We start from the raw sequence: 12,883 nt of genomic DNA, 5'->3' as shown, positions 1-12,883 counted from the left end.
CCTCCGGTCAGCGGTTGCGGGCGCGTTCCCGGGCGAGCTCTTGCGGCACCCGGGCCATGCGGAGGAAGGCCACCAGGCCCACCCCGCCGACGATGTTGCCCAGCACCGACCAGCCGAGGGCGCCGAGCCAGTCCAGGTAGCCGAACGGCGCCCGGCCGGCGGTGAGCGCGGTGAACATCAGGATCGAGTCGAGCACGCTGTGGAAGAGTTCCCCGCCGGCGAGCAGCGCGCCGAAGAGCAGCGCCGGCACCAGCCGTACGCCGAGGCTCTCGGTGGAGTGCTGCATCCGGGTCATCAGGGTGATCACCAGCCCGGCGAGCACCGCCAGGGTGAACGAGTGCAGGTTCACGCCCAGCGCGGCGAAGTGGGTGCCGGCCGAGGTGGCGGTGTCCCGCAGCCCGGGCAACGCGCGGGTGATCAACCACGCCACCAGCCAGCCGCCCAGCAGGTTGCCGGTCAGCGTGACGGCCCAGAGCCGGCCCAGGGCGGCGAGTGAGTTCCGGCGGGCGGCCACGGCCGTCACCGGCACCAGGAAGTTCTCGGTGAACAGCTCGCTGCGGGCCAGCAGCAGGGCCACGAACCCGATGCCGAACGCGAGCCCCGCCAGCAGCTTCTGCCCGGTGGCGTCCAGGACCAGCAGGTACGCCAGCACCCCGGTGCCCACGTCGATCCCGCCGAGCAGGCCGGTGACGATCAGCGCCGGCCAGGGCCGGGCGAGCCGGACGTCGCCCTCCTCGACCAGCCGGTCGAACGCCTGCGCCACCTCCGGCTCGGGGTCGGCGCGCGCGGCACCGGCCCGGCCGTCGGGAACGTCGCGACGCTGGCTCACCGCCCCCGTCTGCCCGTTCCCGCACCGGCTACTCCTGTCGGGGCGGGTCACGCCCGGCAGGACCGGGCTGAGGGCGCTCGGCCACTCGCCGCCGTCGGCCGGGAGATCCCGGCCCTGACGCGTCGGGCGGCCGAAGGCGGCTTCGACTGGGCGTGGGACGCGCCCTCGCCGCCGTCCTGCTGGTCGCGGCCGGCGTGATCGCCTGGAAGCTTGCCCCGTCGCCCCGTCGCCCCGTCGCCCCGTAGCGCGCTGTGTGGGGCCGGCGTCGCGCGGAGCGGCGCGACAAACCGGGTCGCCACCGGGACGCCGCATCGACAGACTGTGTCGATGAGCGACGTGCAGGTACGGCCGACCACCCGTGAACGGCACATCGACGAGGCCGCCCGGATCTGGGCGGAGGCGACCGCGGCCCGCGACGGCGCCACCGAGGTCGCGCCGCTCCGCCTCGCCCGCCCCCTGATCCAGGCGGTGCTCGACGGCACACCCCGCTCGCTCCTGCTGGTGGCCCTCGACGCCGGTAGGGTCGTCGGTTTCGCGGCGGTCGAGCCCGTGCCGGCGGACGGCTCGACCGCCGAGATCCGGTACCTCGGCGTGGAACCCGCCGCCTGGGGTCGGGGCGTCGGCCGGCAGTTGCTGCGGGCCGCCCCCGCCCACCTCGCGGCGGCGGGTTTCGCCCGTGCCGAGCTGGGCGTCTACGTCGACAACCCGCGGGCGGTGAGCCTGTACGAGGCCGCCGGCTGGCTGCCCCACGGCGAGGCCGTCCCGCACCCGCGCAGCGGTCGCCTCGAACAGCGCTACCGACTCGACTGGGACGACTCCCGCCAGGACGCGGGTGAGGCGACCCCGCCACCGCCGACGACCGACCTGCGACAGTCCCACGACGTCGCCCATGCGATCGCCGCCACGGCCCTGGGCCGCGACCCCGGCCCGATGACCACGGCCGACAGCCTCTCGCACACCACGTCTACGTCGGCGCCGACGTCGTCGTGAAGATCATCCACGCCGCGGGCCACTCGCGGAGACGTCCCGGCGGCCCTGCGCCAGGAGTGCGAGGTGCGTGAGGCGAGCTATCTATCCTCGGACCTCCGGGTCGCGCTGCAACGCCCGGACACCCCCGCGCGGGCGGTCGCCGAGAACGTCCGTGACCTTGAGGAACTCGTCGTCGACCGCCCCTGGTGGCGCTAGGCCGGGGCACCGCCGGAGGCCGCGTCGTGCGATCATGATCCACAACAGGCGACAGTCGACTGTGGATAGGCTTGGTGATCATGAAGAGACTGTTCTCGACCCTGATGGCGCTGGTGACCATCGCGTCGGTCATGGTGATCGGCGCGCCCGCCGCGCAGGCCGCCGGCTCCTGCTCGGGCACGATCATCTACAGCCAGGTGCAGTCCTCGGGCCTCGGCGAGCTGGTGATCTACTACAACAGCAGCAACGGGGGCACCAACAGCGCGTGCTTCTACCACCGTGGCGCGGCCTACGGGAAGTCGGCGCCCACCTTCGTGCAGATCTACCGCTGCGCCGAGCGCTCGGGCGAGGGCGCGCACTGCACCCGCTCGGGCAGCGCGGACACCGACTCGGGCGACTTCAGCTACCACGCCGGCCCGGTCGGCGTCACCGGCGTGGCGTCCTACTGCGTCGAGGCAGTCGGCTACATCGGGTGGGCGGGCGAGCGTCACCAGATCTACAGCCGACGGCAGGGCTGCTGACCGCAGCTCATCGGGCCGCGTACCGGCCGCCGCGACAGGGGCACCTCCCGGAGACGGGGGTGCCCCTGTCGCCGTTCGTGGCAGCGATGGCGTTCTGGCTGACGGAGGACGTGGAAGGCGCGTGAGGCTGACGGACCGCTGCCGCCGGAACGCCGATACCTGTGAGGTATGAAAATGCCTGTGCGGTATCGAGGCGAGGGGGACTACACCGCCGGCCCGTCGAGTCCGGTGCAGCCAGTCACGGCTTGCGGAACAGACCTCAGCCGCGCCCGCCCCACCGGTCGGCGTGGGGGAGGGCGAGCAGCCGTACGAGGTCGCACAGCTCGCCGGACGCGTCGTGCTCCCGCAGCGCGGGCGGCGCGTGCCGTAGCACCCACATCGACAGCGCGAGGCACGGCGTGTCCTCCTCGTCGCGCCAGCTCGACCAGGGCAGGCGGTCGCCGAGCAGGTCGGACATCCACTCGTCGGCCGCCGCGGCCAGCATCCGCCGCGCCGTCGGGCCGGCCAGCAGCTGCGCCCAGGTGTTCAGCCAAGGGGCGAGCTGCCCGGTGACCTCGGCGACGAAGGCCAGGGCCTCGTGGGCGGGGACCTTCGCCCCGGGGTCCACCAGGGTGTGCTGCCACCAGGCGTCCAGGAACTCCCGTACCGCGTCGCGTTGCGCGGCGGGCCAGTCCAGCCAGCGACCCATCACGAACAGGCGGGACAGGGGGTCCATCCCGGAGAGCGACTCCACCTCACCCGCCGCGAGGCGCCGGGTCACCGGGGGCAGGATGCGGCGCAGCAGCGGCCCCGGGTAGCGCCAGTCCGTGGTCCAGTACGTGCGGCGCAGCAGGTCCTCGTCGAGCGGCACGTCGGGGGTCTTGAGCAGTGCCAGTTCCTCGGCGCTGCCCCAGTGGCACTCGCAGTTGGTCTCCCGCCGGTGGGCGGTCATGTCCCGGAAGGCGGCGGCCACGCCCGCCAGCGCCGCGTCCAGGCGGCGGTTCACGTCGGTCGGATCAGGGGTCACGGCGGGACCGCCTTCGAGGACTCCGGGGCGTACGCCTGCCGAAGAGAGTGATCCTAGACCGCGTCGCGGGCGGTCCTCCGCCGGCCAGGAGCGCCTTGCCGCCAAGGAGTGAACGATGGTTCAATCCTTGGCGTGGTCTACCGGAGCACCGAGCGCGTGCAGGCTCGGCTGAGCGCGTCCCGGCAGCGGATCATCGCCGCCGCGCTGGAGATCATGGCCGAGCACGGGTACGCCGGCTGCTCCGTCGCCGCGGTCGCCGAGCGGGCGGGGTTGGCGACCGGCAGCGTCTACCGGCACTTCCCCACCAAGGCCGACCTGGTCGCCGAGGTGTTCCGCACGGCCTCGCAGCGCGAGGTCGACACGGTGGCGCGCGCGGCGGCGCGGGAGGACACGGTCGCCGAGCGGGTCACCGCCGTCATCGAGACGTTCTCCGGCCGGGCGCTGCGGTCCCCCCGGTTGGCGTACGCCCTGCTTGCCGAGCCGGCCGACCCGGCGGTCGACGCCGAGCGGCTCGTCTTCCGCCGCGCGTACGCCGAGCTGATCGCCGGCCACGTCGCGCAGGGGGTGGCGAACGGCGAGCTTCCCCCGCAGGATCCCGAGCTGACCGCCACCGCGCTGGTCGGCGCCCTGGCCGAGGCCATGGTCGGTCCCCTGGCCGCCGGGGTCGCCGGGCCGCGCACCATCGCACACCTGATCACGTTCCTCCACCGCGCGCTGGGAGTGTCGCCGTGACGACGCACGAGGTCTTCAACCAGGTTCCGCCGCTGGTCGGTCACGACGCGGCCGACGACCCGGCCCTGCTCGACGGGCTCGACCGCGAGGGCGCCGGCTGGGCCGCCGCCGAGCTGCACGAGCTGGGCCGCCTCGGCGGCGGCGAGCAGGCCATCGAGCAGGGGCGGCTGGCCAACGAGCACCCGCCGGTGCTGCGTACCCACGACCGGCACGGCAACCGCGTCGACGAGGTGGAGTTCCACCCCGCCTGGCACGAGCTGATGCGCACGGCGGTCACGCACGGCCTGCACGCCGCACCGTGGGCGGACGATCGGCCCGGCGCGCACGTGGCGCGGGCGGCCAAGTTCTACACCTGGCGTCCCGACGCCGGGCACGGCTGCCCGATCTCGATGACCTACGCGGCCGTGCCGGCGCTGCGGCACGCCCCGGAGTTGGCCGCGCGCTACGAGCCGCTGCTCACCGCCACGTCGTACGACTTCGGGCTGCGTGCGCCGCTGGCCAAGCGGGGACTGCTGGCCGGCATGTCGATGACCGAGAAGCAGGGCGGCTCGGACGTACGCGCCAACACCACCACCGCCCGCCCCGAGCCGGACGGCACCTACCGCCTGCTCGGGCACAAGTGGTTCACGTCCGCGCCGATGTGCGACGTCTTCCTCACCCTCGCCCAGGCGCCGGGCGGGCTCACCTGCTTCCTCGTGCCGCGCGTCCTGCCCGACGGCACGCGCAACCCCATGCGGCTGATGCGCCTCAAGGACAAGCTCGGCAACCGTTCCAACGCCTCCGCCGAGGTCGAGTACGAGCACGCGGTCGCCTGGCGGGTCGGCGACGAGGGGCGCGGCGTACGCACCATCATCGACATGGTCAACCTGACCCGGCTGGACTGCGTCATCGGCGCGGCGGCCGGGATGCGCCAGGGCGTGATCACCGCCGCCCACCACGCCACCCACCGGCAGGCCTTCGGCCGGTACCTCGTCGAGGCGCCCCTGATGCGCAACGTGCTCGCCGACCTCGCGGTCGAGAGCGAGGCCGCCACCGTGCTGATGATGCGGCTCGCCGGGGCCACCGACCGGTCCGCGCGCGGCGACGCCGCCGAGACCGCGTTCAAGCGCCTCGCCCTCGCCGTCGGCAAGTACTGGGTCTGCAAGCGCTGGCCGGCGCACGCCGCCGAGGCCCTCGAATGCCTGGGCGGCAACGGCTACGTCGAGGAGTCGGGCATGCCCCGGCTGTTCCGCGAGTCCCCGCTGAACTCGATCTGGGAGGGCTCCGGCAACGTCGCCGCGCTGGACGTGCTGCGCGCCCTCGCCAGGGAACCCGAGGTCATGGCGGCGTTCCAGGCCGAGGTCGCCGCCGCGGCCGGCGCCGACGCCCGGCTCGACGCCGCCGTACGCCGGGTTCGGGCCGAGCTGGTCGATCCCGACGACGTCGAGCTGCGGGCCCGCCGCGTCGTCGAGCGCCTCGCCCTGGTCCTGCAGGGCGCGCTGCTGGTGCGCCACGGCCACCCCGCCGTCGCCGACGCCTTCTGCGCCTCGCGGCTCGACGGCGACCACGGCCAGGCGTACGGCACGCTGCCCCGCGGCGTCGACTTCGCCGCGATCATCGCCCGCGCGGTGCCCGAGGTGGGCTGACCGGCGGCGGCGCCGGCCGCCGTCACGCCCCCTCCGGTTCGGGCGAGTCGGTCGCCGGGTGGGCGGCGAGGAAGCGCTCGATGACGGCGCCGCTGACCGACCCGCACAGCAGGCGGTAGCCGGCGGTGGCGCCCCAGCGGCTGATGCCGACGCGGCGCCCCGGCGGGAACCGGCCGTAGGAGGCGTCCCACGGCGCGGCGACGAACTTGGCGGTCCGCTCGTCGGCGCCGAGCCGGGCGGCCAGGCCGCGCAGGGCCTCCACCTGGGGCACCGGCAGGTCGGCGGAGTACCACACCACCGTGTAGCCGTGCTCCAGGTTGTGCACCAGCACCTCCACCGGGGGCCGGTCGCCGGCCAGGTAGAACCGGCGCAGCGGCGCGGGCAGTTCGTAGTGCGGCCCCGACGACGGCGGCACGGTGAGGTAGGCGACGCGGGCGCCCCGCCCGACGTGGACGCCCTTGCCCGACACCGGGTCCGTCAGCTCCGGATCGCAGCCGGCCGCCGCCTCGGGCACCCCGAACGACGCGATCGGCGGGGGCGGAGCCAGCCGCTGCCGCGCGATCGGCGCCGCCACCCAGCCCGCCAGGCCGACGCCCAGCAGCGCCATCAGCCCCGCCACCCACCGCGTCGCCCGCGCCTCCCGGTCGATCGCGTCAGGCATCGGAGGCCGCCGAGGCCAGGTGGGCCACCGTCCACTCCAGCACGGTCTCGATGCCGGGCACCCCGATGCCCGTGGCCGTGCCGGAGCTGAGCGCGAGGACCCGCGAGGGCGGTACGACGCCGTGCCCGTCCGCGCGCAGCTGCGCCACGTTGCGCTGGACGGCGGGCTTCTCCCACATCCGTACGTTCATCGCGGGGACGAACACCACGGGCGCGGCGGAGGCCAGCACGCACGCGGTGACCAGGTTGTCGGCCATCCCCGCCGCCGCCTTGGCCAGGGTGTTGGCCGTGGCGGGCAGTACGAGCACCAGCTGCGCCCATCCGGTCAGGTCCAGGTGGGGGACACCCGGCTGCCCCTGGGCCTCCTCGACGGTCACCGGGTGGCCGGTGATCGCCGCGAGCGCCGTCGGGGTCACGAACGTCGCGGCGGCCCCGGTCATCACCACCCGCACCTCGAGGTGGAGCGCGTGCCTCATCGCCAGCAACGACTGCGGCAGCGACATGGCGCCGCTGGATCCGCAGGCGGCGACGAGGACCCGCTCGAACGGCAACGTGACGCTCATCGGTGACTCCCTCCGGTGACGACCGGCTCGTGTTCCACGGGTGCTCCCGTGCTGCCGCGTACGACCTCGGCGGCGTCGTCGGCGGCCTGGCCGTCGAGCTGCGCGCGGACCAGCGCCGCGTACCTGCCGCCGAGCGCAAGCAGCTCGTCGTGACTGCCGCGCTCGGCGACCGTGCCGCCGTCGAGCACGAGGATCTCGTCGGCGTGGCGCACCGTGCTCAGCCGGTGCGCGATGACGATCTGGGTGCAGCGCAGGGCCGCCACGGCCTGGCTCACCCGGCGCTCGGTGGCCACGTCCAGGTGGCTGGTGGCCTCGTCGAGCAGCAGGACCACCGGCTCCCCGGCGAGCGCCCGCGCGATGGAGAGGCGTTGGCGCTGCCCGCCGGAGAGCGCCTGGCCCCGCTCGGCCACCCGGGTGTCGTAGCGCAGCGGCATGGCCTCGACGTCGGCGTCGATGGCGGCCAGCCGGGCGACCCGCCGCACGTCCGCCATCGGCAGGTCCGGCCGGGCGAGGGCGATGTTGCGCCGGATCGAGTCGCGGAACAGGTAGCTCTCCTGGAACACCACGCCGAACTGGCGGCGCAGCGCGTCCGGGGCGATCCGCTCCAGCGGCACCCCGTCGAAGCGGACCTGGCCGCCGCTGGGCCGGTAGAGCCCGGTCAGCAGCATCGCCAGGGTGCTCTTGCCGCTGCCCGAGGCGCCGACCACCGCCACCGTCCGGCCCGGCTGCACGGTGAACGAGACGTCCCGCAGCACGTACGGGCCCGTGCCGTCGTAGCGGAAGCTGAGCCCGCGCACCTCGACCTTGCCGCGCAGCGTCGGCGACAGCAGCCGCGACGGGTCCTCGATCTCGGGCCGGGCGGAGAACACGTCGCGCAGCCGCTGCACGGTCGAGGCGACTGACTGGAGCACCTGCGCGCTGGCGACCAGCGAGCCCAGCGGGGCGATCACGGCCAGGGCCAGCATCTGCAGGCCCATCGCGTCGCCCAGGCTCATGCCGTCGGCGAAGATGCGGTACATGCCCAGCCAGAGCAGGGCCAGCGGGCCCACGAGCCGTACGGTCGCCGCCACGTTGTCGACGGTCGACGACAGCCGGCTGCGTGCGCGGTCCACCGCCAGCGCCGCCGAGTAGCGGCCCAGCCAGTGGTCGTACACCTGCTTCTCGGCGCCCATCGACTTGATGGTGGCGATGCCCGACAGCGCCTCGATGAGCACGCTCTCCGCCTCCGCCTGCACGGTGAGCTGGCGGTGGTTCAGCCGCAGCAGGCGGCGGTTGACGGCCGCGACCGCGCAGACCTGGATCAGGCCGATCCCCAGCGCCACCACGGCGAACCCGGTGTCGGCGGCGAAGAGCACCGCGAGGTACCCGAGCACCAGCGCGCCGTCGATGGCGGCGGTCAGCACCTGGGTCGTCACGATCTCGCGCAGCAGCACGCTGCTCGCCAGCCGCTGCATCAGGTCGCCGCTGGAGCGCTGCTGGAAGAAGCGGAACGGCAGGCTCATCAGGTGGGCGAACAGCCGGGTCATCAGCTCCCGGTCCACCCGCGACTGGAGGTTCACCAGCAGCATCGAGCGCAGGTGCGCCAGCCCGAACTGGGTCAGGGCCAGGGCCAGCACCGCCAGGCCGAGGTAGGGCAGCAGCCCGGTCTCCCGCGCCGGCAGGATCGCGTCGAGGGCCGTCGACATGGCCAGCGGCAGGGCGAGGCCGAGCAGTTGCAGGGCGACGGAGACGGACAGCACGGTCCCCAGCGCGGGCAGGAACCCCCGCGCCAGCCGGTAACCCCGGCGCAGCCACGGCGTACGGGCGGCCCCGGCGCGTCCGGCCGGGCCGGGCGTCGTCGCGCGGCCGGTGAAGACCAGCACGGTGCCGGTGAGGAACTCGGCGGCCTCGGCGAACGGCACCGTCCTGCGCCCGAGGGCGGGGTCCACCATCGAGAACCCGTGCCGGGTGCGGCGCTCCACCACGACGAAGTGCGAGCCCTCCCAGTGCGCGATCAGCGGCATCGGCAGCGACGCGAGGTCCTCGGGGGCCGCCCGGTAGGCGTTGGCGCGCAGCCCCAGCTCCCGCGCCGCGTCCAGCAGGGCCAGCGCGCTGACCCCGTCGCGGCCCACGCCGAGGCGTTCGCGGCACCCGGCGAGCGAGGCGCGTACGCCCGCGTGGCGCAGGATCATCGCGAGGCAGGCGGCGCCGCAGTCGGTGTCGGTCATCTGCAACACGACGGGCACCCGGCCGCGCCGCCTCACGGGGCACCCGCCAGGGTCAGCAGCGACGGGACGCGCTGCGGCTCCGCCAGCCGCATCAGCTGGTAGCCGATGCCGGCCAGCCCGGTCATCAGCTCCGGCGAGTCGAGCCCGGCCGGGTTGGCGCAGCGCCACCCGTGGGCGGCCACGTCGCGCAGCACGCCGTCGACGACCGCACCGACCGCCGCCGGGTCCGCCCCGGCGAGCAGGGGCAGGTCGAGGTTGCCGAGGTCGCCGTGGCACAGGCTGTGGTTGCGTCCGAAGCCGTGCCCGAACGTGGTGCGCAGCGCCACCGCGATCTCGGCGTCGAGGCCGTCGACCTGCGGCAGCGGGCGGCGGGACAGCGCCCGCCGGATGCGCACTCGCGACAGCCCGATGCCGGGTGCGCCGTGGCACCAGGCGTTGCTGAGCAGGCCGGGCCGGCGCAGGTCCGCCCAGTTGCCCGTGGCCGGGTCGAACAGCGAGCGGTCGAACTCCAGGGCGCGGCGCCCCGCCTCGGCGTAGCGCTCCACGCCGGTGACGCTCCACAGCTCGAACAGCGCCGTCGCCATCCCGGCGGCGCCGTGCGACAGGCCGCCCAGCCGGAGCGCGGCGGGCAGCGCCGCGACGAGCCGGTCGCCGAGGCGACGCGCCAGGTCGACCGCGCGCTGCGGCTCCGCGCCGCACGCCAGCACCGCGAGCACCGCGCCGGCCAGCCCGTCGACCACGTCGGCGTCGCCGGCGTCGTCGGTCAGCGCCGTCAGCCGGGTGAGCGCCAGGTCCAGTCCGGCGTGGACGGTCGGGTCGTCGCCCCACAGGGCGGCCAGATGGCCGTACGCGTAGCACGGGCCGCCCCAGCCGTTGAACGCCCCGACGGCGGTCAGGGGGAACCCGTCGGCGCGCAGCCGCTGGTTCAGCCGGCGGGCGATCCCGGCGGCCAGGTCGGTGAAGTCTCCGTGCCCGGTGACCTCGCCCAGGTAGCCGTAGAACAGGGCCAGGCCCGACAGGCCGTCGTAGAGGCCGGCCCCCATCGGCACCGGCGCCCAGCGGGCCCCGGCGGTGGGACCGAACGTGAACCACGTCCCGCCGTGCGCCATCGCCGCGACCCGCTCGCCGATCTCGGCGGCCTGCGCCAGCAGCGGACGGAACGTCGACGGCTCCGCCGGCACCGGCCCGGGACGCCAGCGGACCTCGGCGTGCGGGGCGTCGGGCGTCTCGGCCAGGGACGCGAACGTGGCGCGGATGAGCCACACCTGCCGCTCCCGGTCGGCCCCGCCCAGGCCGGCGATGCGACGCAGCGCCCCGTCCAGCGCCGAGCCGGCCAGGGCGCCGGGCAGCCGCCGGTCGCGGCCGGCCCACAGGTCGCGCGAGCCCACCCGGGCGGTGAACAGCGGCGTGTCCCCGGCCGCCAGGTCAGCGCGTTCGGCGGCGATCGTCGCGGCCAGCACCGGCAGCTCCTCCACGCCGACCCAGAGCCAGTCCAGCAGCCGGTCCCGGTCGAGGGCGTCGCGCAGGTGGTCGGTGTGCAGCAGCGCCTCCTGGAGCCGGGCGTAGGTGCGCGTCGGGCGCAGCACCACCCGGATCTCGTCGCCGGCGAAGGCGCGTACCCGGTCGGCCAGCGCCCCGGTCTCGGCGCTGAGCACGTCGTACGCGCGGCGGAAGCCGGCGACGACGTCGGCCTCGTACGCCCGCAGGTCCGCCGGCCGGACGCCCTCGACGGCGGCCGGTGCCCCGTGCCCGACGTGCACGCCGGGTACGTGCAACTGCATCTCGTCGGTGCCCGCGCCGAGCCACTCGGCGCAGTTGCACGCACCCGTCTCGCCCGCCGGTGGCTCGCCGGCCGGCAGCAGCCCGACGGCGAGGACACAGGACGCCACGGCCCCGCCGTCGGCGGCGCCGCCACCGCGCTCCAGCGCCGGGGTGAACAGGGTCTCCAGGTCGACGAGCACCGGTGTGTCGCCGGCACCCACCACGTTGCCGGGATGGCAGTCGCCGGCGCCCAGCGCGTGCAGCAGGGCGAGCAGGCTGCCGTAGTGGCGGGCGTAGCGGGGCAGCGACGTCGGTGCGGCGGCGGCGACGAACTCCGTCCAGCCGTAGCCGTCGCGGGTCAGCACCCCGAAGGGGCGCAGGCCCAGGCCGGCGTCGCGCCGGGCGAGCCAGCCCAGCAACCGCTGGAAGCGGGCGTCCACGGCGAGGTCGCGGGGCTTGTAGACCACGCGCGAGCCGTCGTCGAAGCGGGCGACGCACACCCGCCGCCCGCCCCGGTGGGCGTCGCCGGCGGGCGTGAGCCCGGTGAGCCGCGCGTCCGGGCGTACGCCGAGGGCCGGCGCGATCGCGGCCCAGTCGTCGTGCAGCCGGCGCAGGAACTCGACGGTGGACGAGGCCCAGGCGTCGACCACGGTCAGGAGCTGGCGGGCCAGCACCGGGTACTCGGTGAGGAAGTCCAGCGCGACGCGGGGCTGCGCCATCCGGGCGAAGAAGGTGGCGAAGCGCCGCGCCGGCGTCGGCCCGGTCAGCTCGCCGCGCACGCGGGCGACGTTCAGCTCGAGCACGCTCGCGCGGCTGAGCAGCCGGACCAGCTCGTCGAGCAGCTCGGCGAGGCCGAGCGCGTCGACGGCGGCGGGGTCGACGGGCGTGGCGGGGCCGGCCAGCTCCGCCGCGGCCTCGCGCACGCGGCGGCGGGCGTCGGCGAGCAGCGGGGCGGCGACGACCAGCGCGTCGTCGAGCGGGCGGCCCGGCAGCCGTTCCGGGCGCCAGTCGTCGGGGGCCGGCCCGGAGTACAGGCCCTGCAAGCGTCGCGACCACTCCGGGGGGCGCGCGAGCCGGGCCGCGATCACCGTGGCGGGCTCGTCGAGCAGGCGCAGCAGGACGTCCTCGTCGCACGCGTCGGCGGCGAGGCGGCGCTGCCAGGCCCCGGCGGTGGCGAAGGCCTGCGAGTCGCGCCACCGGGAGAGCCGCCAGCGGGCGCGGTCGGAGACGGGGTACGCGCCGGCCCCGTCGACCGGGACGCGCTCGGTGAGCGAGAGGGCGGGTAGGAACCCAACGGTCATCGCCGATCCTCGGGTGCGGGGCGGGGCCGGAGCCCGGCAGCTCGCCGGGCTCCGGCGCGGTCGCCGTGATGGACAGGTCAGCAGGGCGACATGCAGTGGCAGCACTTCTCGGTGTGCCCGTCGATCGGCGGCATGCCGCCGGCGACCGTCTCCAGCTCCTCGCGGCTCAGCTCGACCAGGCCGACAGGGTGGTCGGGCGACGCCTCGCCGCGGTGGTACTCGTCCTTCCAGGCACGGACGACGTCGGTGATCGACATCAGGTTCCTCCTTGGTCGCGACCGGCGGCCGGATGCCGCGGTCCGTCCCTTCGAGACTGGCCGGGGGCGCGGGCCGGGGCTTGAGTAGCGGCTACTCCACCGCAGTCGCGAACCGGTCACCGCCGACCGCGTGTGGCGACGTGCGCGACGGTGTCTGAAACCTGACGCCACATACGGGGGGCGCGCTGAAAGATAACTACATGCGCAGGTCAGCATGCGTACGCGGGTGCCGGCGG

The 12,883-nt window shown here is 75.3% G+C and carries 11 protein-coding genes; 4 read left to right on the top strand and 7 right to left on the bottom strand.

Features of this window, described 5'->3' with window-relative positions; translation table 11 throughout:
• Positions 1–7 precede the first annotated feature (7 nt).
• Positions 8–829 carry a formate/nitrite transporter family protein gene (locus GA0070610_RS18660; RefSeq protein ID WP_089001234.1) on the bottom strand — a complete coding sequence of 274 codons (822 nt, stop codon included), beginning with the start codon at positions 827–829 and terminating at the stop codon, positions 8–10.
• 327 nt (positions 830–1,156) lie between these two features.
• On the opposite strand from GA0070610_RS18660, the gene GA0070610_RS18655 reads away from it, so the two are divergent.
• Together GA0070610_RS18655 and GA0070610_RS18650 are read left to right on the top strand one after the other, a co-directional pair.
• On the top strand, positions 1,157–1,819 hold the full coding sequence (locus tag GA0070610_RS18655; RefSeq protein ID WP_089001233.1) for a GNAT family N-acetyltransferase: 663 nt from the start codon (positions 1,157–1,159) through the stop codon (positions 1,817–1,819).
• A 275-nt stretch (positions 1,820–2,094) separates the two neighbouring features.
• Positions 2,095–2,535, top strand: a complete 441-nt coding sequence (locus tag GA0070610_RS18650) for a hypothetical protein (RefSeq protein ID WP_089003595.1) — start codon at positions 2,095–2,097, stop codon at positions 2,533–2,535.
• Between the two features lie 259 nt (positions 2,536–2,794).
• Here GA0070610_RS18650 and GA0070610_RS18645 read toward each other — a convergent pair whose 3' ends face one another.
• The gene (locus GA0070610_RS18645; RefSeq protein ID WP_089001232.1) at positions 2,795–3,541 is read right to left on the bottom strand and encodes a hypothetical protein; all 747 of its coding nucleotides are present in this window, start codon (positions 3,539–3,541) and stop codon (positions 2,795–2,797) included.
• A 132-nt stretch (positions 3,542–3,673) separates the two neighbouring features.
• On the opposite strand from GA0070610_RS18645, the gene GA0070610_RS18640 reads away from it, so the two are divergent.
• Both GA0070610_RS18640 and GA0070610_RS18635 read left to right on the top strand, forming a co-directional pair.
• Entirely contained in the window at positions 3,674–4,273 is a 600-nt protein-coding gene (locus GA0070610_RS18640) for a TetR/AcrR family transcriptional regulator (protein ID WP_089001231.1), read from the top strand.
• A complete protein-coding gene (locus GA0070610_RS18635; RefSeq protein WP_089001230.1) occupies positions 4,270–5,898 on the top strand; it encodes an isovaleryl-CoA dehydrogenase in 1,629 nt (542 codons plus the stop codon). Before GA0070610_RS18640 ends, GA0070610_RS18635 begins: the two co-directional genes overlap by 4 nt.
• 22 nt (positions 5,899–5,920) lie before the next feature.
• Here GA0070610_RS18635 and GA0070610_RS18630 read toward each other — a convergent pair whose 3' ends face one another.
• From GA0070610_RS18630 to GA0070610_RS30575, 5 genes are all read right to left on the bottom strand, one after another.
• Positions 5,921–6,559: a DUF3105 domain-containing protein gene (locus GA0070610_RS18630; protein WP_089001229.1), complete on the bottom strand. Its 639-nt coding sequence runs from the start codon at positions 6,557–6,559 to the stop codon at positions 5,921–5,923.
• Positions 6,552–7,121 carry a flavoprotein gene (locus GA0070610_RS18625; protein WP_089001228.1) on the bottom strand — a complete coding sequence of 190 codons (570 nt, stop codon included), beginning with the start codon at positions 7,119–7,121 and terminating at the stop codon, positions 6,552–6,554. The genes GA0070610_RS18630 and GA0070610_RS18625 overlap by 8 nt, the downstream gene beginning before the upstream one ends.
• Entirely contained in the window at positions 7,118–9,337 is a 2,220-nt protein-coding gene (locus tag GA0070610_RS18620) for a peptidase domain-containing ABC transporter (RefSeq protein WP_157747183.1), read from the bottom strand. Before GA0070610_RS18620 ends, GA0070610_RS18625 begins: the two co-directional genes overlap by 4 nt.
• 23 nt (positions 9,338–9,360) lie before the next feature.
• Positions 9,361–12,390 (bottom strand): type 2 lanthipeptide synthetase LanM, encoded by a 3,030-nt coding sequence (lanM, locus tag GA0070610_RS18615; RefSeq protein WP_089001226.1) that lies wholly within the window; start codon positions 12,388–12,390, stop codon positions 9,361–9,363.
• A 77-nt stretch (positions 12,391–12,467) separates the two neighbouring features.
• A complete protein-coding gene (locus GA0070610_RS30575) occupies positions 12,468–12,647 on the bottom strand; it encodes a mersacidin/lichenicidin family type 2 lantibiotic (RefSeq protein ID WP_157747182.1) in 180 nt (59 codons plus the stop codon).
• Between the last annotated feature and the right edge of the window lie 236 nt (positions 12,648–12,883).

It is taken from the genome of Micromonospora echinofusca (assembly GCF_900091445.1).
Lineage (GTDB): Bacteria > Actinomycetota > Actinomycetes > Mycobacteriales > Micromonosporaceae > Micromonospora > Micromonospora echinofusca.
Note: the sequence above shows the minus strand (reverse complement) of the source record. Positions and strands in the feature narration are given on the sequence as shown.

What these genes read in the sequence shown, in the direction of transcription:
- GA0070610_RS18655 (WP_089001233.1), top strand. Translation starts at nt 1,157, where the DNA reads ATGAGCGACGTGCAGGTACGGCCGACCACCCGTGAACGGCACATCGAC.
- lanM (WP_089001226.1), bottom strand. Translation starts at nt 12,390, where the DNA reads ATGACCGTTGGGTTCCTACCCGCCCTCTCGCTCACCGAGCGCGTCCCG.
- GA0070610_RS30575 (WP_157747182.1), bottom strand. Translation starts at nt 12,647, where the DNA reads ATGTCGATCACCGACGTCGTCCGTGCCTGGAAGGACGAGTACCACCGC.
- GA0070610_RS18625 (WP_089001228.1), bottom strand. Translation starts at nt 7,121, where the DNA reads ATGAGCGTCACGTTGCCGTTCGAGCGGGTCCTCGTCGCCGCCTGCGGA.
- GA0070610_RS18650 (WP_089003595.1), top strand. Translation starts at nt 2,095, where the DNA reads ATGAAGAGACTGTTCTCGACCCTGATGGCGCTGGTGACCATCGCGTCG.
- GA0070610_RS18630 (WP_089001229.1), bottom strand. Translation starts at nt 6,559, where the DNA reads ATGCCTGACGCGATCGACCGGGAGGCGCGGGCGACGCGGTGGGTGGCG.